The following is a 20,450-nucleotide window of genomic DNA, read 5'->3' as shown; positions in this document are numbered from 1 at the left end:
CGCGGAAACCCTGCTTCGTAGACTGGATTGCAATGGCGGATCACCCGTCGATGGAGCGATTCCGATGAGCTACAAAAGCCTGGTCGTGCACCTCGATACGAGCGCCCGCGCGCATTCGCGTCTCGAGTTCGCGTTACGTCTTGCCCGGCGCTTCGGTGCGCATCTCACCGGGCTGTTCGCGGTCTACACACCGGAGCCCTACTCGTTTTACGTGATGGCCGGTTCCGCCGACTATTTCCGCGCGCACCACGAACAGCGCGACGAACGGCTCGCCGCGCTGGAGCGACTGTTCCATGCGGAGGCCGCTCGTGCAAAAGTGCCGGCCACCTGGGTTCACACAGATGAGCGCGCGAATGTGGCCGTGCCGCGCGCCGCTCGTCTTGCCGACCTCGTGATTGCCGGGCAAAGCGACCCGAACGATCCCGAAACCTTCATCGACGACCAGTTTCCGGAGAACCTCGTGTTGTCCGCCGGTCGTCCGGTGCTGTTCTGGCCATACACCGGCGAATTCCCGTCGATCGGCGATCGGGTATTCGTCGCATGGGACGGCAGCCGCGAAGCGACCCGCGCCGCGCACGACGCGCTCCCCTTTATCGAGCATGCGAAGCGCACGACGATCGTCGCCGTGGTCGACGGCGATTCGGAAGCCGCGACCACCCGCATTCCAGCCGCCGATGCCGCGCTGATGCTGGCGCGCCATGCGCACGACGTGAACGTGCAAGACATCGGTACCGGCACGGGCGAGTCGGTCGGCGACACGCTGCTGTCACGTGCGTATGAAACGGGTTCCGACCTGCTGGTCATGGGTGCCTACGGCCATGCGCGCTGGCGCGAACTCGTCATGGGCGGTGCCACGCGCACGGTGCTGGCGTCGATGACGATGCCGGTCCTGATGTCGCACTGAACCGGTCGATGCGCACGCTCGCGTTGCTCGTCGTCAACGCCGGTTCGTCGAGCGTGAAGTTCGCGGTCTTTGCGTATCCGCCGCACGGCGATCCCGTGCGCCGATCGCTGCACGAGGGTGAAGCGGTCGCAACGGGCAACAGCGTGTCGATCCGCTTCGACGCGGCCCCGGGCGGCACGCTGCCGCTGGGCGCGGGCGATCCGTACCGCGCCGTGCTCGCGCAGATCGCGATGTGGATCCGCGTGCAGCTGCCGCATATCGCGCTGGGCGCGATTGCGCATCGTGTCGTGCACGGCGGTGCCCGGTACGTCGACCCGGTCGTCGTTGACGACGCGGTGCTCGACGCGCTTCGCACGCTGACACCACTCGCGCCCTTGCATCAACCGCACAGCCTCGATGCAATCGACATGCTGCGCAACGTGTTTCCCGAGGTGCCGCAGGTCGCCGTGTTCGATACCGCGTTTCATCGCACGCTACCGCGCGCCGAGCAATTGCTGCCGTTGCCGCACGTATGGTTTGACCAGGGCGTGCGGCGCTACGGGTTCCACGGTCTGTCGTACGAATATCTGGCGGTCGCGCTCGACGAGCAGTTCGGCGCGCGTGCACACGGCCGCGTCATCGCCGCCCATCTCGGCAGCGGCGCCAGCCTGTGCGCGATGCTCGACTGCCGCAGCGTCGCGACGACGATGGGCTTTTCGGCGCTCGACGGCCTGATGATGAGCACGCGCTGCGGAACGCTCGATCCCGGTGTCGTCCTGCACCTGCTCGAGATCGGCAAGCTGTCGGGCGATACGCTGGGTCACATGCTGTACCACGAGTCGGGCCTCAAGGGCGTGTCGGGCGCATCGGGCGACCCGCGCGTGCTGCTGGCGTGCGAAGCCGCCGGCGACGCACTGGCCCGCGATGCGCTGACACTCTACGTCCATCGCATCGTCCGTGAAGCCGGTGCGCTGATCGCGCTGCTTGGCGGCCTCGACATGCTGGTCTTCACCGCAGGCATCGGCGAGCACTCGGCCGTGTTGCGCGAGCGGATCTGCGCGGCGCTCGGCTGGCTCGGCATCGCCATCGACCCTCAAGCGAACGCGGACCATGCGCAGGTCGTATCGTCCGCGTCGAGCGCGGTCACGGTGGTCGTCGAGCCGACCAACGAAGCGTGGATCGCGGCGCGCGCCGCCGTGCGCGTGCTGCGCGGCAATCGGGACGCTTGAATCGGGACGCTTGATCCAGATCAGCGCGATCGTCGCGCACGCGCCGATGATGATTTCATCCACATCCGCTGAAGGGAAACGCCATGTACTCGAACATTCTGGTTGCGCTCGACGGCAGCGACACGTCGTCCCGTGCACTCGACGCCGCGCTGGCTATCGCGGCGGAAACGGGTGCCCGGCTGACTCCCGTCTACGTCGTCGATTTCCTGGTGCCGGCCTACGACATGTACGGCTACGATCCGTCGATCCTGGTCGACGCCTTTCGTGAAGAAGGGCTGCGCGTCACCGAGGACGCGGCGCGACGCCTGAAGGCGCGCGACGTCGCCGGCACGCCGCAGATCTCCAACGTCGAGCCGGCGGGCGAAGACATTCCGCACCGGATCGTCGCGCTTGCCGACGAACTCGAGGCCGACCTGATCGTGATGGGCACGCACGGCCGGCGCGGCGTTCAGCGCCTCTTCCTCGGCAGCGTGGCCGAGCGCGTGCTGCGTCTGGCGACGCGCCCGGTCCTGATGATTCCGGCGAGCTGCCCGTCGGAGAAACCCGCCGAAACCGCCGCGGCATCAACCGAAAAGGAACCGTCATGAGCTACAAGACCCTGCTCGTCCACCTGGACGACAGCGAGCGCTGCGCGACGCGCGTCGACCTCGCGCTCGAACTCGCGGGACGCTGGAACGCGCATCTGATCGGCCTCTACGTGGTTTGCCAGGATCTCTTCGAACCGTTGCGAAGGCCCGACGAACCGCTCAAGCTGGCCGTCTACGAGCGCCTGTGCGACCAGCGGCGCAAGGACGCCGAAGAAAGATTCCTGACGGCCGCCGAGCGCGCGGGACGCAGCGTCGAATGGCAGGCACCGACCGGCGAAGCGACCGCTGCCGCCATTCTGCACGCCCGCCACGCCGATCTGCTGATACTCGGCCAGGAAGACCCCGACGATCGCATGACCTACGTCGCACGCCATTTCATCGAGGATGTCGTGATGGGCAGCGGCCGCCCGGCGATCGTCGTGCCCTACGCGGGCGACGTGCGAACGATCGGCGAGAACGTGCTGATCGGCTGGGATGGCGGGCGCGAAGCCGCCCGCGTGATGGCCGATGCACTGCCGCTGCTGGCCCGCGCGCGCTTCGTCAACGTCGAGACGGTCGTCCGCGGTCAACCCGATCCGGACAAGACGCCGGCGGGCGTCGATGTCGCCGCGTACCTCGAACGGCACGGCGTTCGCGCGTCGTTCTCGACGACGCCGCGCGACCGGTCGGTCGGCGTAGGCGCGACGCTGCTGAACCGGGTGACCGACCTGCATGCGGATCTGCTCGTGATGGGCCTGTACAGCCATGCGCGCATGCACGAACGCGTGCTGGGCGGTGCGACGCGCACGATCCTCGAGACGATGACGGTACCGGTGCTGCTGTCTCACTGACGCCGCACACATGACAACGGGGCAGCCGCTCGCGGCTGCCCGCTCCGGTCACAACACGGCCGCACACGCACCCCGCCCCTCCCGCACGACCAGCACCGGCCGGTCTGCGGTGCGCACCAGCGATTCGGCAACGCTGCCAAGCAACGCGCGCCGCACGCCGCGACGCCCGTGCGTGCCCATCACGATCAGGTCCGCCTCGCATTCGGCGGCGGCTTGCGCCAGCACGGACGACACGTTCTCGCCGCACGCGTCGATCGTGCGGGCGGTGCCGCGCACACCGCACAGCCGAAACGCGGTCTCGGCGTCCGCCACCGCGATCGCGGCCTTGTCCGCATCCAGTCCTGACGGATCGCGCTGGTCGATATAGCCGCTGTCGACGTCGGCCAGCCGTGGCGCGTCCTCAACCACGCACACGGCGACGATCAGGCCACCTGAATCGCGGGCGAGCGCGATTGCCTCGTCGAGCGCGAGTCGCGAACTGCGGCTGCCGTCGAGTGCCGCAAAGATCCGTGCATACATGCTGCCTCCCTGTTGCCGTCCGGTTTCGATTGAAATGTCCAACCAGTCTGGGCCCGCCGCGCATCATCCGGTTGACGCCGGTCAAGCCCTCCCGGCAGCCGGCGTACGCATCGGTCCCGATTGGCTAACCCCGACAAAACGCGCACACTTTCGGGCGACATCGCAGTGTCGGCCCGCCCCGCTTCCCGTGCCTCGCGCCCGCCCCGCCGCCCGCCCGCCGCCGGCAAAATCCGTCAGGATGAACGGCAATGACAGCCAATGCGCCCTCCTTCAAGGCCGGGCCGGCTCCGCGCAGGATTCGGCCTGCGCGATATGCGACCCTGGCCGCGCTGCTGACGCTGGCGCGCGGCATGGCGTCGTCGTTTGTCGCCTCCCGGCTTCTGCAGAACCGGGCGCAGGAAGTCGCCCAGGCGCGCTTCGCGCAATCGGCGACGCTCGCGACGTCCGACCTGCGGCGCAGCCTCCTCGGCGCCGCGACCGTGTTGCGTGGCGCGCGTGGCTTCGCATCGACGCTGGCCGTGCCGCAATCCGGCGACGCGTGGCGCCGCTACCTTGCCCGTCTCAATCTGGACGGTTTGCAGTCGCCCGTCCGCAGCGTCGGAAGAATCGAGCCGAGCGCCGCCGACGACAATCAGGCGCCCCGGCTGGCGCTGCAGCGAACGGCGGAAAGCGGCAAGGTCGCGGTCGACCGGGACATCGCCCCTGCCGATGGCGCGTTCACCAGCGCCGGGGCCACCACGCTGTTCCGCCTCGTGCAGGAGGCGCTCACCAACGTCGCGCGGCACGCCGATGCGACGCACGTGACGCTCGCGTTGAAAGTGGAAGACGGCTACCGCATGCTGCGCATCGCGGACAACGGTCACGGTGCAACGGAAAGCGCTCGCGACGAGCATGATCGTCCGTCGTTCGGCCTGATCGGCATCCGCGAGCGCGCACCCATGCCCGACGGCACGGTGACGATCGACAACCGGCCGGGAACGGGATTCGCGATTACCGTGGCGTTGCCGCTTCACGCCATCGAGCAAGGAGATGTGCTGTCATGATCCGGGTACTCATCGCCGACGACCACGCCCTCGTCAGGGACGGCCTGCGGCACATCCTGCAGAGCGCAAGCGGGTTCGAAGTCGCGGGCGAAGCCAGCGACAGTGCGTCCACCATCGCGCTCGTGCGTGACACGGCCGCGAATGTCCTGGTGCTCGACCTGTCGATGCCTGGCCGGAACGGCGTCGAGCTCATCAAGCAGATCAAGGACGAGAAACCGGCCTTGCATATCCTCGTGCTGACGATGCACGCCGAGCAGCAATACGCGGTGCGCGCCTTCCGCGCCGGCGCGTCCGGCTACATGACCAAGGAGAGCGCGAGCGCCGAGCTGGTCGCGGCACTGACCAAGATCGCGGCCGGGGGCGTCTATGTCAGCCTGACCATGGCCGAACAGTTTGCGCAGAGCCTGAACGAACCGACCGATCTCCTGCCGCACCAGCGCCTGTCCGACCGTGAGTTCGACGTGTTCCGGCGTGTCACCACCGGCGAGTCGATTTCCGAAATCGCGGAGGCACTTTGTGTCAGCGTCAAGACGGTCAGCACGTACAAGACGCGGATTCTCGAGAAGATGCAGATGCCGAACGACACGGCGCTCGTACGCTATGCGATGCGCCACAAGCTGTTCGACGATCCGGACGATCTCTGATGCGGCTGCGGCACGCGACCGCTGCTCCGCCACGTCGCCCGAGACAGAATGCCGCACCCGTGTAGGAAACCGCCTACAACGCTTCCAAGTGCCCTACCGCATCTTCAACGCCTGCTGATTTCCTTGACGCCGCGCAACATCCATACTCCGGATCAAGAAAAACAAGCACGCGCCTCGCGGAGCAACGGCGGCAATCGCCGTCGGGACAGGTCTCCCGGCCCGTCGGGCGCGGTGCTTCCCCTATGAGGGCGGCTACCACCAGAGCCGCCGGCGCTACCACCAGCGCGATCCCGCCGCACGGCGCTTCGCCGCTGTCCCCAACATACTGGAGCCGATCATGCAGAGTCATGCCAATGTTTCGCCGACCATGCCGTTACGCCCGTTCGTCCCGTTGCATCCCGTCGAACGGGCGGAACAACCGAAGCGCGCCGCGTCCCGCTGTTCGACGTGTTCGTTGCGCACCGTCTGCATGCCGGCTGACCTTTCGCCCGACGATTTCGCGCGTGTCGATGCGATGATCTGCACGACGCGGCACGTCAGACGCGGCGACACGCTGTTTCGCGCGGGCGACGCGTTCAACAGCATCTATGCGGTGCGGACCGGGTCGTTCAAGACCGTCGTGATGCATCGCGACGGCGACGAGCAGATCACCGGTTTTCAGATCGTCGGTGAATCGCTCGGGCTCGACGGCGTGCACACGGGGCACCACAACGGCGATGCGGTCGCGCTCGAGGACAGCACCGTCTGCATCATTCCGTTCGGCCAGCTCGAGCAGATGTGCCGCGAGGTGCGGCCGATGCAGCATCACGTGTACCAGATGATGGGCGGCGAAATCGTCCGCGAATCCGCGCTGATGCTGCTGCTCGGCACGATGACCGCCGAGCAGCGCGTGGCCGCGTTCCTGCTTAACCTTTCCTCGCGCTTCAAGGCGCGCGGCTACTCCGCCGCCGAATTCGTGCTGCGGATGACGCGCGACGAGATCGGCGAGTATCTCGGGATGAAGCTCGAAACGGTCAGCCGCATGCTGTCGAAGTTCCAGCACAACGGGCTCGTCGCCGCGCAAGGCAAGCAGATCCGCATCGTCGATCCGGAAGGCCTCGGGCGGATCTGACCGCGCCGCGCACGCGGCGCGTGGATCAGCCGCGCATGCCGAGCACCGCGGCGCCCGACACGCGCCCCGAGCGCAAGTCGTCGAGCGCGCGGTTCGCGTCGGTCAGCGCGTAGCGGACGGCCTCGACCCGCAGCGGCATCGCATCGGCGATCCGCATGAATTCGACGGCGTCGGCCCGCGTCAGGTTGGCCACCGACGCGATGCGGCGCTCGCCCCACAGCCACGCGTACGGAAAGCCGGGGATGTCGCTCATGTGGATGCCGCCGCACACGACGATCCCGCCCTTGTCGAGCGCGCGAAGCGCGGCCGGCACCAGTGCACCGACCGGCGCGAAGATGAGCGCGGCATCGAGCGGCTCCGGCGGCGCCTCGTCGCTGCCGCCTGCCCACGCGGCACCGAGTGAACGTGCCAGCTGCTGCGCCACGGTATCGCCGGGCTTCGTGAGCGCGAACACCTTCCGCCCCTCGACATGCGCAACCTGCGCGACGAGATGCGCTGCCGCGCCGAAGCCGTAGATGCCGATGCGACGCGCATCGCCCGCCATGCGCAAGGTTCGATAACCGATCAGGCCGGCGCACAGCAGCGGCGCGGCCTCGAGATCGGAATAGCGCCGCGGCAGATGCACGCAATACCGATGGTCGGCGACGGTGCGCTCCGCGTAGCCGCCGTCGATCGTATAACCGGTGAATCCCGGGGTGTCGCACAGATTTTCGCGGCCGGTCGTGCAATACGCGCAATGGCCGCACGTCGACCCGAGCCACGGAACACCGACGCGATCGCCCACGGCGAAGCCCGTCACGCCTGCGCCGAGCGCGCGCACCGTGCCGACGATTTCGTGCCCCGGGATCAGCGGCAGTTTCGGATGCGCGAGTTCGCCGTCGACGACGTGGAGATCCGTCCGGCATACGCCGCATGCGTGTACGTCGATCAGCAACTGGCCCGCCGCCGGCAGCGGGTCCGGCACGCGCGCCTCGCGCAGGTGCGGTGTCGTGCCGTCAAACATCATCGCAAGCATGCTCGCCTCCCCGCGCGATCGTTCGCGCGCGCTTCGCATTCCAAGGCTAGTCGCCTGCCGCCGGTTGCGCACGCCCCGGTGACGCGCGCTTGACGTGGGTCAACGGCCGCCGGCCGGTTGCTGACACGATGAAATAGCGTCACGCCGCCGCCGCGGCCGGTGCGGCGTCACTGCCGCGCACCAGCAGGACCGGGCAACTCGATCCACGCAGGAAACGTTCGGCGACGCTACCGAGGAACAGCCGCCGGACGCCACGCCGTCCGTGGGTGCCGACCACGGCCAGATCGATCGACCGGTCGGCGACGTAGCGCTGCAGCCGTGCGGCGATATCCTCGCCGAGCTCGGTCTCGACGAGTTCCGTTTCGCCGTTGACTGCCGCGTACGCGATGGTTCGTTCCACGTGTCGCAGGACCGACGCACCGTCGCGCCGGATCTCGTCGAGCAATGCATCCGGATCCATGCGCCCGCTGTAAGTGATCAGCAGCGACTTGTCGACGACGAAAACCGCGAACAGGCGTGCGCCACATGATCGCGCCACCTTCAGGCCCTCGTCGAGCGCCCGTTGCGATGAAGGACTGCCGTCCACGGCGACCATGATGTTCGTGTACATACCGACCTCGCTGGATGACCCGACGCGCCGGCGGCGTTCGGATTGGTTTTCATCATCGGCGTTCGCCGCACGCAGGCGTTGACGGAAATCAACGGTTCGAAATCACACGCGAACCGGCATGCGCGTCGGCGCGAAGCACCGGATCATCGCGGCACGACCGACGTCGGCGCATCCGGGGAGCGCGCCAGGTTCCCGTACGCCCCGAAGCCTCGCTCGATGTCGAGGATCTTCGTCGCGCATGCGTCGTACTGCCAGCCCGGGCCCCCATCGCTGTCGTACATGCCTTTGCACATCGCCTTGAGCCGGATCACCGACGCGCCGCCACCCGACGCCGTGCGTGATGCCCACAAATAGACTTCGCCGGCCAGGAACGGGGGCGCCGTCTCGATCGTCTCCGCTCCGGCGCGCGTGATTCGGGTCGACGAATGTGCTTCGACGTAGCGGCGTGCGAAGTCCCACGCACGGTCGCACTCGGCAGGTGTCGAACACCGCAGCACCGCGGCCTGGCGCGTCGCGAACAATTGCGTTTCCGTCGACCGGAAAGCCGCGTTCCGTTCCGGACCGGCACATGCCGCCAATGCCAGCAGCATGCCGACCGCCCATCCGCGTTGTTTCATCGCCACTGCTCCGCAACACATCGAGTTCCGCTCGAAATCGGGCGGCATGAATCCGCTCGACAACCATCCGGCCGTGCGATGGCTGACTGCCCGCATTCAGCACGCGGTCATGTGCCGCATCGCCCGAACGCTCGAATCGACTGTATGGCGGCCATGGGGAATGCGGTTGACCTGCGTCAATCGCGTGCCGGTACGGTGCGGTGCGCACGAGCCGGAAGGTTGTCGAAGGCGTGAATGCGGACGGCGTTGCGCTGATACCGCACCGGCGCCGGGCCTCGGGAAGCCGTCCGCAGACGCACCATCGACGCGCTTGACACGCATCAAGCCGGAACCGGCGACAGTCGGCTGCAATGAGGGGCGTCGCACGCGTGCCCCCGGGCCTGCCGTCCCGATCCCGCGACATCGAGCAGACGGGAACGTGCCGTTTCCGTTCGACTACAACCCGCTGGCGCTGCGACATGCCGGCACCCTGCCCATCGATCCGTTCACCATGACCCGAGCACTACGCCTGCCGTTCAAGTCGAGTCGCGGAGCCGCACGACGAAAGACCATGCAGTTCGATCGCGCATTGCGTCGGCCCGCCACCTATGCGCACCCCGCCGGCCGGATCGAACGGATCGAAACGCACCTGTCCGTCGTGTATCTGGCGGGGCGCTATGCGTACAAGCGCATCAAGCCCGTTCGATTCGCCTTCGTCGATCTGGTGCGCCCCGCGCAGCGGCGCCGCTGCGCGCTCGCGGAGTGCACGCTCAACCGGCCGTTCGCCGGCACGCGGCGGTACCGGGCGAGTATGTGGTGCGCATGCGCCGGTTCGATGCGGCTGCGATGCTATCGGTGCGCAGCGCGTCGCGCGACGTGGGGCTGGCGGACGCAGACGCACTCGCGGAGACACTGGCCCGCCATCACCTTCACGCGCCACGCCGGGCGCCGCGCGGCCGCCCGGGCAGCGTGGCGAGCGTCGCGGCTCAATGCCGGCCGTTGTGCGACACGCTCGACGTCACGGTGCCCGGAGAAGCCGCGCTGCGCCGCTGGTATGAGGCCGAGCTGGCCCGCATCGTGCCGTGGCTCGCCGAGCGGCATGCGCACGGCTTCGTGCGCGCGTGCCACGGCGACCTGCATCTCGAGAACATTGTCCGCTGGCGAAACCGCATCCTGATGTTCGACTGCATCGAGTTCGACGACACGCTGCGCTGGATCGACGTGGCGAGCGATCTCGCGTTTGCGCTGATGGATTATTCCGCCCGCGGGCGCACTGACTGCGCTCACCGTCTCCTGTCCGGATGGATCGCACGCACGGGCGACCATGCGGCACTAGGCGTGCTGCCGTGCTACTTCGTCTATCGCGCGCTGGTGCGTGCGATGACTGCGCGGCTGCGCGGCGACGAGGCGGCGCGCAGCCGCTACCTGCGTGTTGCGTCGGACATGGCGCAGACGCGGCGCGATGCGCAACCCGTGCTGCTTCTGTGTCATGGCGTGTCCGGCTCGGGCAAATCGGTGGCCAGCCGCTCGCTGGCGGAACGGCTCGGCGCGATCAGGCTGTCCAGCGACGTCGAGCGCAAGCGCGATGCCTGCGCGCCCGAGCACACCCGGCTGCCTGCTGCCGCTTACTCGGACACGGCCATCGACGCGATCTACGAAAAACTGCAAGCGCAGGCCGGCGTGGTGCTCGCCAGCGGCTACACGGCGATCGTCGATGCGACGTTCCTGCACCGACACAACCGGGCGACCTTCATCTCGCTCGCCGCGCAGCTCGGCGTGCGCGTCGCGATTCTCGACTTCACCGCGAGCCACGCGACGCTCGCCGCGCGTGTCGCGGCCCGGGCCGCACGCGGGCGGGACGCATCCGACGCCGACACGGCCGTACTGGCCCGGCAGATCGAGCATGCCGACCCGCTGGATGGGTCCGAGGCCGCGATCGCGATCCGCTTCGAGACCGACTGCGATGTCGCGGCGTACGGAAGCCGTGCGTTCTGGGCGCCGTTGCTCGCCACGCTCGTTCCACGGATGGCTTTCCCATTACCTGCACCTTGATTCTGGCGAAGCTTGCCGGATTCATCGTCGAAACGAGCGGCTGGCTGCTCGTCGGTGGCCGCCTTCACGGACGGGGGCGCCTGCGGCAGCTGATTTCCACATCTGGCAGTCGCTGACCTGCGGCAGGCTGCATGCGGGTCTCGCGCATGTCTCGTTCAACATGTTCGGGCTCTGCATGTTCGGCCCCGACGTCGAACGCGTGCTGGGACACGCGCGCCGCCTGTGCCGCGGCCGCCACGTGACGGGCACCTGAAAGCGCGATGCGTGATCTTCGTTGACGAACTGACACGCCCGAGCGGTTCCATAGGCGTCGAGTTTCAAACGTATTTCGCCGCTCAATTTGGCATGCGCATCAGGCACTCGCGTAGACGCTTGACAAGCGCTGGATCATTGACGCAATCGACAGGCCGAATTCCGTCGAGTGCTGGCACATTCGAAACAATCCATTTCTTGGCCGATCTCGGGCCAGCCACCCAATAGATCGTATAAGCGAGATCAATGTGGCCGTTGAGATCCGCGGCCAACTCCTTGACTTCCGGGAGGTCGATGTATTGGGCAAATAAACCGGAGAAATTTTCCCAGGATTCGTCGCCTCCGTAGTACTGCTCGAGTTCAATCATTGGAATCTTCCAAATGAAATTGGATGGGTACCAGGCGAGTGACGGGCGAATGGTGCCAAAATCCATCGCATCCACTCTGGCTTGCCCAATCGCCTGATCGATAGGTGAAATCGCAACGATCCCCAGCGATGTCTTTCAGGGAGGCCGACACATCCCTCTCTTCTCGAGCCCGCGACCGATGCCACGTCAGCCGCCAGCCGCTCTCGCCCCCTGCCGCAACAAGCGCGTTATATTCTCCTCCCAGGCAACGCAAAGCAACACGCGTCGCATTCACAGACGACATCCCGTCATCGCCGCCTTTCCGACGCGCTTCTTCACCCCGGGAGACCGAGAAAAATGGACCACGCGCAGTACTTCAGCCAAAGCTCGATTCAGGCCGCGAATCTTCGTCTGCACTATCTGACGCAGTTACTGCGTGAGCAGACCGGCTCGATCGTCCAGTACGGCATCCTTCGGGGCTTACCCATCGGCGTCAGCCACTGGGCGGAAGTCGCGGTGGGCGGCTACCTGCTCGGCACTTACGAGATCGCCGTTTGCGCGATTCTCGAAGCGCTCGGCTCGCCCGAAAAGGTGCTGGTCGACCTGGGGGCCGCCGACGGGATTTTCGGCATCGGCCTGGTCCGGAACAACGTCTTCGCCCGCAGCGTGTGTTTCGAAATGGACGAGCAGCGCCGCCAGGCCATCCAGCATCGCGCCGCGGAGATGGGGCTGGCGGACCGGGTCGCCGTGTTCGGCCAGGCCGATCGCAACCTGCCCGTCATCCTGGCGGAGCACGGCGGCGAGCCGGCCGAACGGGTCATCCTGTGCGATATCGAGGGCGCGGAGTTCGAGCTGTTCGACCACGCGCTGCTGGAACAGCTGTCCGGCAGCCACGTCATCATCGAAATCCATGATTTCCTGCTGGCCGACCCGGAGCAAGCCGCACGCGCGTTCGACGAATTGAGCCAGCGCGCCAGCGAGCATTTCCACGTGTACGAGATTCGCGACGGCTTGCGGGACATTCGCAACATCCCGTTGCTGCGCCACTGGTCGGACTGGGACGCGTGGCTCATGTGCGTCGAGGCGCGTTACCGGATGATGCGATGGATCTGGCTCGAGCCGAAAAGCCAGCCGCGGCGTTCCGGTCATGACATCGACCGGCTGATCCTCGACTATCAACGCCGGATTTTCACCGCCTGATGCACGTGAACGGGCGCGCATCGGAATACGGCGCGCCCGGTTGCCGGGACATCACACGTACCGCACGAGGATATCCGGCGCGATAGACACGCCGGCGCCGACTCCCTCTTCTTGAGCGCGGCGATGAATTGCGCTGAAGCAAGCCGAGCCGGGCATGCCGGCGGCCGAAATCGGCGCACCATGCGCAGCTCGTGCCGACTCCGCAACCATCTGTTTGCACCGCGCAACGACCCTTGACCTCAGTCCTGCTCGTTGATGTTCGGATAGTCCTTGAACGTCTCCTTGATCAGGTGGCGGAGCCAGACGTTGGCTGGATCGGTATTCAACCGCGAATGCCAATGCTGACGAAGGGCGAACGGCGGCAGTTCGACGGGCGGAGGCAACATCCTGACGGTACCCAGCTTCGAGAAGACCTTGCCGAGTTCCAGCGGAACCGTCGCGATGAGGTCGGGTTGCGCGTCGATCAGATGGGGCACGGCCAGGAAGTGCGGCGTGGTGAGAAAGATGTTCCGTCTGATGCCATAGGCGTCGAACGCACTGTCGTACGCTGCGCTGGCACGCCCCGTCAGCGAGACGACGATTTGCGGCATCGATTCGAATTGCGCACGCGTCAGTGTCTTGCCGATCTTCCGGTTTCGAGCACTCACCAGCGTCACGAACGAATGCATGAAGAGCTGCTGCTGATACAGCCCCTCCGGCGCGGCGTGAATCGAGCCAAGCGCCAAATCCGCCTCACCGGAGGACAGCATCCCTTCGATCTGTTCCAGCGGCCCCTGTAGCGAGCGCAACGTACAATGCGGCGCGATCTTGCGCAGCCGGCGGATCAATGGCGGCAGAAAGACGAGCTCCCCCATGTCGGTCATGCAGAGCACGAAAGCACGCTGAGCAGTCAGCGGGTTGAAGCCGGCCTCGGCGACGACCTTTTCCCGAATCGATGCGATCACTTCCGAGATGGTGCCGCCCAATTGATCGCCCTTCGCCGTGGGCATCATGCCTTCCGCTGTCTTCACGAATAGCGGGTCTTCGAAGAATGTCCGAAGGCGGTTGAGCGCGTGACTCATCGCGCCCTGTGTCAGCCCGATATCCTGCGCCGCACGCGTCACACTCCGCTCGCGGAACAGGGCTTCGAACACGACCAGCAGATTCAGATCCAGGTCTCTGATATGCATGGCGTGCATTGTCTCCATTAATGGCATTAGCTTGACGCATAATCACGTCGATCCTATCTTGCAGTCAAGCGCCCGACGAGCCGGCGCAGACAAGAATTCAAGGAGACGAGCATGTTCATCCAGAACACGTGGTATGTGATCGCGTGGTCTCACGAAGTCGCATCCGATGCGCTCTTTTCACGCGTCGTCATTGGAAAACCGGTGGTGATGTATCGCAAGGATGACGGGGGCATCGTTGCCCTTGAAGACCGGTGTTGCCATCGTGGTGCACCGCTTTCCGTCGGCCGGCGCGAAGGCGATTGCGTGCGCTGCATGTATCACGGACTCAAGTTCGACAGCGCCGGTGTGTGCGTTGAAGCACCCGCCCAGCAGCGCATTCCGCCGCGCGCGAAAGTCAGGAGCTACCCCGTCGTCGAGCGGCATCGCTGGATCTGGATCTGGATGGGCGATCCCGCGCTTGCCGACCCGAACACCATTCCCGATACGCATTGGGTCGACGATCCTTCATGGCGCAGCCTGCCCGGGTACATTCACTATCACGTCAACTACCTGCTCATCTGCGACAACCTGCTCGACTTCTCGCATCTGCCCTTCGTTCATCCGACGACGCTCGGCGGCTCCGAGGATTACGCGAAAGTGCAGCCTAAGGTCGAGCGTATCGAAAACGGCGTGCGCATCACGCGCTGGGTGTTGAATACCGATCCGCCGCCGTTCGCGGTGGCCGTAAAGGGCTGGCCCGGAAAGGTGGATCGGTGGAATATCTACGACTTCACGCTGCCCGCCATTCTGCGCATGGACTCTGGCATGGCGCCGGCAGGCACGGGCGCGCACGACGGTGTACGCGTCGATGCGGCTGAATTTCGCGGATGTCAGGCGCTGACGCCCGAAACGGAAAGTTCGACGCATTACTTCTTCGCGCATCCCCACAACTTTGCGATCGACAACCCTGATGTCACTCGCTCCGTTCACCAGTCCGTCGTCGATGCGTTCGATGAAGACCGGGACATCATTACGGCGCAGCAAAGGAACCTGGCACTCGACCCCGGCTTTGAAATGACGCCCTTCGGTATCGACTCGGCGCTTTCCCAGTTTCGTTGGGCCGTGAAAGCCCGTCTGGAAGAGGAATGCGAGGCCCGAACACAGGCCGGAGCGGAGCGCTGACATGATCGAGATGAAAGTGACGGCGCTTCGAATCGAGGCCGAAGGAATCGTCGGTGTCGATTTGCGTCCCACTGACGGCGCGCCGCTTCCGCCGTTCGAACCAGGTGCGCATGTCGATGTTCATCTGCCCGATGGCATGACGCGTCAGTACTCGTTGTGCAACGAGGCGTGGGACAGGTCGCGTTATTGCCTCGGGATCGGCCGATCCGCGACGTCGCGAGGCGGGTCGGCCTACGTTCATGAACGGCTGCGACTCGGCGACACGCTGATGATCGGCAAGCCGCGCGCGTTGTTCGGGTTGTCTCCGGTGGCGAAGCGGCATCGGTTTATTGCAGGCGGCATCGGCATTACGCCAATACTCGCGATGATCCGCTGGTGCGTGCGTTACGCACTGCCGTGGGAACTCCACTATTGCGTTCGTTCGCGTGCACATGCGGGATGGATCGACGAACTGCGCTCGTTCGGTGGACCGGTTCATGTGTACGCCGATGACGAGAACGCAGGGTCTCTTCCGCACGACGTCGGCGCGATGATGCGCGATGTGCTTCCCGATGAGCATCTTTATTGTTGCGGACCCGCGGGTCTGATGGATGCCGTAGCGGCCCATGGCGCACAAGCGGCGCTCGCACCGGAGCGGCTTCACTTCGAGCGATTTGCTGCGCCCGCCCAAAGTGAGGATGTCGCGGAAAACGGATCGTTCTCTGTCGTGCTTGCCCGACAGGGTCTGCGATGCGTGGTCGAGCCTGACGAATCGATTCTCGAATGCCTCGAACGCCACGGCGTACGTGCGGCGCATTCGTGTAGAGAGGGCCTGTGCCGGAGCTGCGAAGTGGCGCTCCTGTCGGGCCAGGCGGACCATCGCGACTACGTGCTTGGCGACGATGAGCAGAAGGCGAACCGATCGCTGATGATTTGTGTTTCGCGCGCCAGGTCCAGCGAGTTGGTGATCGATCTCTAGGCGTCGAAGCGCACTTTCAACTTCCACTGAATTTGGCTCACGCAATGACGTCCCCGTGTCCGGGTGCAGGCCGCCTCGCACGTTCGCGGGCGGCGCTGAAGCGGCGCATGGGGCCTTCGCGTTCGCGTACAACTCCAGCAAAAGGAAGCCCCTCGCACTCAGCACAGACGCGGCGGCAGGTGTTGACGTTCCCGAACCTGCTAGTGTGCGTCGGCCGGTTCCGGCGCCGGTATGACTTCGCCCCTCCCCGCCTTGCCGCCAACAGGCTCCCGTCCTGATACCGCTTACCGAATATCCGAAGCGCCCAACGTGATCGAGACCATCGCGGGGACCTGTCGCTGCAGGCAGCTGCCGTCATCCGGGGCCACGCGATCCCGAGGTCGCGATGTCGCGAGGCGTGGGATTCCCCACCCGGCGACGCGTGGCGCTGGCCGTTGCCACCGGGTTGAGGGGCTTACGCCGCCGGCTGATGCGCGGCATCACCCCGTCGTGCCATCGAGCCGCGGACGCAGCTGGCAGTAGTGCTCGGGCGTGGTGCCGTGCAGCCGAAGGAAGGTGCGACGCAAGTTCTGTTCGTTGCCGAAACCACATCTGCGCGCCACCTGCTTCAGGCTCGTGCCGGCATCATTCAATTCGCGCAACGCCGCTTCCATGCGCATGGCCTCCACCGCCTTGGCCGGCGTGTGGCCAGTCTGCCTGGTGTAGTGGCGTGCGAAAGTGCGCGGGGTCATGCCGGCCTGCTCGGCGAGCACCTCCACCCGCAGATCCTCGTCGAGGTGATCCATGATCCAGGCATGGAGATGACTGAACTGCCGATCCGACGCGGCTTGACTGGACAGCGCGGCGGAAACCTGTGCGTGTTCCCCCGGTCGCTTGACGAACAGCAGCAGCGAGCGCGCCACGGCCATGGTCGTGGCGTGGCCCTGGTCTTCTTCCAGCAGCGCCAGGCCGAGATCCAGGCCCGCGGTGAAACCGCCCGAGGTCCAGAGCCCATCGTCGTGCAGATAGACCCGGTCCGGCTCGACCCGCAACCGGGGGTAGCGCGTCTTCAACGCCTCGGTTGCCTGCCAGTGGGTGGTCACCCGCCGCTCGCCAATCAACCCGGCCTCGGCCAGCAGGAAGGTGCCGGTGCAGATGCCGCACAGGCGCCGCGCCTTCCGCCCCTCGCGTGCCAGCCATTCGACGACGTCCCGCGGTACCGGCGGCGCCTCCGGCGGGCCGCCGCCGGGCACCATCAACGTCTCGATCGATGCCGGGTCGATCGCCGACAGCGGCGTGGTGGCGATGGTCATGCCCGAGAAGCTCGTGATCGGCTGGCCGTGCACGGAGGCGACCACGACCCGATAGGCGCAGTTGTGCGGGCCCTGGTGAAACCTCGTGGCCACGGCAAAGACGTCGGCGGCACTGGAGATGTCCGAGGCGGTCACCTCGTCAAAGGCGAGGATGACGACGGTGCGCGGCGATGCCGTGTCGGCGGTCGGTTGACGGGCAGCGGGAAAGGACAGGGTCATGGTAGCGGAGCGTTTGGAGCCGACGACGGGCCGTGATCGAACTGCCGCAGCCCTGGCAGGATTTGACAGTCGATTGTCCGAAGCGTGAAGCGTGGGCTGCTTATTCTACCGACACCCTTCCCTCTCAACTCGTGCAGGAGCACTGGTCATGGAACACATCTTCATCGAATTCTGGAAATTCAAGGACAGCTGGAAGCACGCCGGCGTGGACGTTCGAACCCGGTACGTCGAAAACCTGCTGCCTGCGCTGCAGGACCTCCTCTCCGCGGGCATCGAGATCGTCGCCTGGGGCTACAACGATCCCGGCGTGGACCGCCGTGCCGACTACGACGCCTTCGGCGTATACCGCATGCCCAACCGGGCGCTGTTCGAGGAGTTTCAGAAGGCCGTTGCCGGTTCCGGCTGGTATGACTACTTCGAGCACGTCAACGCCGGCGGCACACAGGTGGCTCCGCCGGACATGCTCCGCCAGCACATCCAGCTCGTCATGCCCGGCACCGCCTCGGGCGCCGGCAACTGATCCCTGCTCCACCGGAGACCCAGCATGAAGATTCTCGCCGCCCTGTTCCCGGGCTTCACCGCCATCGACCTGATCGGTCCCACCAATACCTGGATGTTCATCCCGGGGGTCCAGATCCAGTTGGCGGCCGCAAAGGCCGGCCCGGTGGTCACCGACATCGGCCTGACGGTCAACGCCACGCACGACTTCGACAACTGCTTCCAGGAGCCCGATGTGCTGCTGGTTCCGGGTGGCGCGAGCGGTGTATTCGAAGCGCTGCAGGACGACCGCTTCATCGACCACGTAGCCCGCCTGGGAGCCAAGGCCGGCTGGGTGACCAGCGTGTGCAACGGCTCGCTGCTGCTGGGCGCGGCCGGCTTGCTGAAGGGCTACAAGGCCGGCTGCTACTGGTACTCGCGCGACTACCTGCGCAGGTTCGGTGCCGAGCCGGTCAATGAGCGCATCGTGGTCGATCGCAACCGTGCGACCGGCGGCGGCATGACCGCCGGAATCGATTTCGCGCTCGGCATGATCGGCCTCTGGGCCGGCGACTTCTCGGGGCAGCTGACCCAGCTGTGCATGGAGTACGCGCCGAAACCGCCGTACAACGCCGGCCTGCCCGAACTCGCGCCGCCGGAGGTGCTGGCGGCGGCCAACGAGATCCTGGCCAAGGAAATGCCCAACGCGGTAGTCGACGAGACAGCGAAGCGTCGCGGTTTCGGCGCCTGACGTCGCAAGCATCATCGGGTACTCGCCAACGGCCCACATGTGATCAGAATCAGGAAGTGACACGGCAGGGAGATCGCACCGCAACCGTGTGGCGTGACGTCCGATGCGCGGCCGCGTCCAAGAGCGTCTCCGTGGGTATGCCAGCGGCGCCGATCATCCCGTGCTGGCTGAGAAGTTGCGTCGCGCCAGCCGCCACCGGACACGCGATACCCACGCCACGCACGCGCCCGCCCGTTCGCGGCGCGGAGCTGACCACCGTGCGGGACAACCTGCGCCACGCTTCTATCGCAACGACCTCGATCTACCTTCAGCGCGACGAGGCAAAACGCTTCCGACAGATGGACCAGGCATTCGCAGCACCGTAACTGGATACCCACGCTACCGGGCTACCGTGGCTCACGGCTGCTGGCCGTGAGATGGTTGACGACGGAACCTGTTTCTGAATACTATGCGCGCATACTATTTCAAAAAAGGAGCAGGCATGTGGTCAGTTGAGGTTACAGGCGAATGTGCCGCGACACCGGCACAGGTCTTCAGCGTCCTGGCGGAGCCGGAGAAATGGTCGGAATGGAACAAAGGTGTCCTGAGAATCGAGATGCACGGGGCGTTCCAGGCAGGCACGACGGCGGTGATGGTTCTGCCGGACTCGACGAGATTGCCGTTCCGCTTCGCGTGGGTTGAGGCCGACAAGGGCTTCGAGGATGTCACTGAAGTACCGGACGCCGGGGTGCTTGTTCGCGTTCGTCACGAACTGTCGCCGACCGAGCGTGGCACGCTGATCACGTATCGCTGCGAAGTCGACGGACCGGAGCCGGTTGCCGGGACGGTCGGTGAGGCTGTCACGTCCGACTTCGCAGATGTGATCGCTGCCCTTGGTTTGCGGGCGGAGCAGTTGGGTGAGTGAATCCCTTCAACCTGGCGACAGTCCCGGACTTCTCCTCTGGCGGGCGACGCTGGGTTGGCAGCGTCGTATTACTGCAGCGCTGAAGCCGTTGGGGCTCACGCACGTTCAATTCGTCTTGCTGACCAGTACCTGGTGGATCACACGTGTTGCCGGGGAGACGCCAAGTCAGCGCCGCATTGCCGAGCACGCCAATACAGACCCGATGATGACCTCGCAGGTCCTCCGCGTACTCGCCGAGCGGGAGCTGCTGACGCGAATGCCTGATCCATCTGATTCGCGAGCCTGGATCATCGACATCACGTCCGGGGGCGCAGACCTCGCCGTTCGGGCGGTGAAGGTTGTTGAAGATGCAGATCGTGCCTTCTTTGAAGTCGTTGAGGACCAACAGGCGCTGATGGCCGTGCTAAAAGCGCTTGGTCGATGATTCCTGCCAATGCGACGTTGTGGCCTCGTGCCGCTGAACGTGCTTTATTTTCCGTTTTCTCAAGCGCCCCTTTAGCCGTCTTCGACTTTGCGCCGGCTCGATGTCACGCCATATGACGTCGAACCGCTCGCACCATGCGCGACGACGGCTGCGCGCATGGTGCGTCACGATATTGGC

At 65.7% G+C, this 20,450-nt stretch carries 21 protein-coding genes and 3 pseudogenes; 17 read left to right on the top strand and 7 right to left on the bottom strand.

Annotation, left to right across the window (positions count from 1 at the left end):
- Positions 1 to 64: 64 nt before the first annotated feature.
- From LGN19_RS13780 to LGN19_RS13765, 4 genes are all read left to right on the top strand, one after another.
- A complete protein-coding gene (locus tag LGN19_RS13780) occupies positions 65 to 904 on the top strand; it encodes a universal stress protein (RefSeq protein ID WP_174962684.1) in 840 nt (279 codons plus the stop codon).
- An 8-nt stretch (positions 905 to 912) separates the two neighbouring features.
- Positions 913 to 2,112, top strand: coding sequence for an acetate/propionate family kinase (locus tag LGN19_RS13775; protein WP_226215238.1), 1,200 nt, complete (start codon positions 913 to 915; stop codon positions 2,110 to 2,112).
- Between the two features lie 83 nt (positions 2,113 to 2,195).
- Positions 2,196 to 2,699, top strand: a complete 504-nt coding sequence (locus LGN19_RS13770; RefSeq protein ID WP_226215237.1) for a universal stress protein — start codon at positions 2,196 to 2,198, stop codon at positions 2,697 to 2,699.
- Positions 2,696 to 3,529, top strand: a complete 834-nt coding sequence (locus LGN19_RS13765; protein ID WP_122949847.1) for a universal stress protein — start codon at positions 2,696 to 2,698, stop codon at positions 3,527 to 3,529. Before LGN19_RS13770 ends, LGN19_RS13765 begins: the two co-directional genes overlap by 4 nt.
- Positions 3,530 to 3,577: 48 nt before the next feature.
- Here LGN19_RS13765 and LGN19_RS13760 read toward each other — a convergent pair whose 3' ends face one another.
- A complete protein-coding gene (locus tag LGN19_RS13760) occupies positions 3,578 to 4,048 on the bottom strand; it encodes a universal stress protein (protein WP_122949846.1) in 471 nt (156 codons plus the stop codon).
- Between the two features lie 677 nt (positions 4,049 to 4,725).
- Here LGN19_RS13760 and LGN19_RS39925 point away from each other — a divergent pair.
- From LGN19_RS39925 to fnr, 3 genes and pseudogenes are all read left to right on the top strand, one after another.
- Positions 4,726 to 5,091, top strand: a pseudogene (locus LGN19_RS39925) (sensor histidine kinase); the annotation flags it as partial.
- A complete protein-coding gene (locus tag LGN19_RS13750; protein WP_174962675.1) occupies positions 5,088 to 5,735 on the top strand; it encodes a response regulator transcription factor in 648 nt (215 codons plus the stop codon). The pseudogene LGN19_RS39925 and the gene LGN19_RS13750, both read left to right, overlap by 4 nt.
- Positions 5,736 to 6,072: 337 nt before the next feature.
- Entirely contained in the window at positions 6,073 to 6,846 is a 774-nt protein-coding gene (fnr, locus tag LGN19_RS13745) for a fumarate/nitrate reduction transcriptional regulator Fnr (RefSeq protein ID WP_226215235.1), read from the top strand.
- A 25-nt stretch (positions 6,847 to 6,871) separates the two neighbouring features.
- Here the strand turns inward: fnr and LGN19_RS13740 are convergent, their stop codons facing one another.
- The 3 genes from LGN19_RS13740 to LGN19_RS13730 all read right to left on the bottom strand — a co-directional run bounded on the left by LGN19_RS13740 (position 6,872) and on the right by LGN19_RS13730 (position 9,088).
- Positions 6,872 to 7,861: a zinc-dependent alcohol dehydrogenase family protein gene (locus LGN19_RS13740; RefSeq protein WP_226215234.1), complete on the bottom strand. Its 990-nt coding sequence runs from the start codon at positions 7,859 to 7,861 to the stop codon at positions 6,872 to 6,874.
- A gap of 139 nt (positions 7,862 to 8,000) precedes the next feature.
- On the bottom strand, positions 8,001 to 8,471 hold the full coding sequence (locus LGN19_RS13735; protein ID WP_226215233.1) for a universal stress protein: 471 nt from the start codon (positions 8,469 to 8,471) through the stop codon (positions 8,001 to 8,003).
- 143 nt (positions 8,472 to 8,614) lie between these two features.
- The gene (locus LGN19_RS13730) at positions 8,615 to 9,088 is read right to left on the bottom strand and encodes a hypothetical protein (protein ID WP_122949840.1); all 474 of its coding nucleotides are present in this window, start codon (positions 9,086 to 9,088) and stop codon (positions 8,615 to 8,617) included.
- A 490-nt stretch (positions 9,089 to 9,578) separates the two neighbouring features.
- On the opposite strand from LGN19_RS13730, the pseudogene LGN19_RS13725 reads away from it, so the two are divergent.
- Both LGN19_RS13725 and LGN19_RS13720 read left to right on the top strand, forming a co-directional pair.
- Positions 9,579 to 11,119 (top strand): annotated as a pseudogene (locus LGN19_RS13725) (AAA family ATPase).
- Positions 11,031 to 11,372 carry a rhomboid family intramembrane serine protease gene (locus LGN19_RS13720; protein ID WP_226215229.1) on the top strand — a complete coding sequence of 114 codons (342 nt, stop codon included), beginning with the start codon at positions 11,031 to 11,033 and terminating at the stop codon, positions 11,370 to 11,372. The pseudogene LGN19_RS13725 and the gene LGN19_RS13720 overlap by 89 nt, the downstream one beginning before the upstream one ends.
- 82 nt (positions 11,373 to 11,454) lie before the next feature.
- Here LGN19_RS13720 and LGN19_RS13715 read toward each other — a convergent pair whose 3' ends face one another.
- Positions 11,455 to 11,805 (bottom strand): hypothetical protein, encoded by a 351-nt coding sequence (locus LGN19_RS13715; protein ID WP_226215227.1) that lies wholly within the window; start codon positions 11,803 to 11,805, stop codon positions 11,455 to 11,457.
- 270 nt (positions 11,806 to 12,075) lie between these two features.
- Here LGN19_RS13715 and LGN19_RS13710 point away from each other — a divergent pair, with 270 nt between their 5' ends.
- Positions 12,076 to 12,918, top strand: coding sequence for a hypothetical protein (locus LGN19_RS13710; protein WP_122949838.1), 843 nt, complete (start codon positions 12,076 to 12,078; stop codon positions 12,916 to 12,918).
- A gap of 239 nt (positions 12,919 to 13,157) precedes the next feature.
- Here LGN19_RS13710 and LGN19_RS13705 read toward each other — a convergent pair whose 3' ends face one another.
- Complete coding sequence (locus tag LGN19_RS13705) at positions 13,158 to 14,087, bottom strand: LysR family transcriptional regulator (protein WP_226215225.1); 930 nt, start codon at positions 14,085 to 14,087, stop codon at positions 13,158 to 13,160.
- A 111-nt stretch (positions 14,088 to 14,198) separates the two neighbouring features.
- Between LGN19_RS13705 and LGN19_RS13700 the strand changes: the two genes are divergently transcribed.
- Positions 14,199 to 15,248 carry an aromatic ring-hydroxylating dioxygenase subunit alpha gene (locus tag LGN19_RS13700; RefSeq protein ID WP_174957270.1) on the top strand — a complete coding sequence of 350 codons (1,050 nt, stop codon included), beginning with the start codon at positions 14,199 to 14,201 and terminating at the stop codon, positions 15,246 to 15,248.
- A 1-nt stretch (position 15,249) separates the two neighbouring features.
- Positions 15,250 to 16,206, top strand: coding sequence for a PDR/VanB family oxidoreductase (locus tag LGN19_RS13695; protein WP_226215224.1), 957 nt, complete (start codon positions 15,250 to 15,252; stop codon positions 16,204 to 16,206).
- 479 nt (positions 16,207 to 16,685) lie between these two features.
- Here LGN19_RS13695 and LGN19_RS13690 read toward each other — a convergent pair whose 3' ends face one another.
- Positions 16,686 to 17,717, bottom strand: coding sequence for a GlxA family transcriptional regulator (locus LGN19_RS13690; protein ID WP_175220462.1), 1,032 nt, complete (start codon positions 17,715 to 17,717; stop codon positions 16,686 to 16,688).
- 148 nt (positions 17,718 to 17,865) lie between these two features.
- Here LGN19_RS13690 and LGN19_RS13685 point away from each other — a divergent pair, with 148 nt between their 5' ends.
- The 5 genes and pseudogenes from LGN19_RS13685 to LGN19_RS13665 all read left to right on the top strand — a co-directional run bounded on the left by LGN19_RS13685 (position 17,866) and on the right by LGN19_RS13665 (position 20,273).
- Positions 17,866 to 18,237 (top strand): DUF6616 family protein, encoded by a 372-nt coding sequence (locus tag LGN19_RS13685; protein ID WP_122949833.1) that lies wholly within the window; start codon positions 17,866 to 17,868, stop codon positions 18,235 to 18,237.
- 24 nt (positions 18,238 to 18,261) lie between these two features.
- Positions 18,262 to 18,945, top strand: a complete 684-nt coding sequence (locus LGN19_RS13680; RefSeq protein WP_175220466.1) for a DJ-1/PfpI family protein — start codon at positions 18,262 to 18,264, stop codon at positions 18,943 to 18,945.
- 148 nt (positions 18,946 to 19,093) lie between these two features.
- Positions 19,094 to 19,310, top strand: a pseudogene (locus LGN19_RS13675) (integrase); the annotation flags it as partial.
- Positions 19,311 to 19,426: 116 nt separating this feature from the next.
- Positions 19,427 to 19,849 carry an SRPBCC family protein gene (locus tag LGN19_RS13670; protein ID WP_174957275.1) on the top strand — a complete coding sequence of 141 codons (423 nt, stop codon included), beginning with the start codon at positions 19,427 to 19,429 and terminating at the stop codon, positions 19,847 to 19,849.
- A complete protein-coding gene (locus LGN19_RS13665) occupies positions 19,842 to 20,273 on the top strand; it encodes a MarR family winged helix-turn-helix transcriptional regulator (protein ID WP_226215223.1) in 432 nt (143 codons plus the stop codon). Before LGN19_RS13670 ends, LGN19_RS13665 begins: the two co-directional genes overlap by 8 nt.
- Positions 20,274 to 20,450: the final 177 nt, after the last annotated feature.

This window comes from Burkholderia sp. AU30198 (genome assembly GCF_020419825.1).
In the GTDB taxonomy this organism is placed as follows: Bacteria; Pseudomonadota; Gammaproteobacteria; order Burkholderiales; family Burkholderiaceae; genus Burkholderia.
This window is presented reverse-complemented; position numbering and strand designations above follow the sequence as displayed.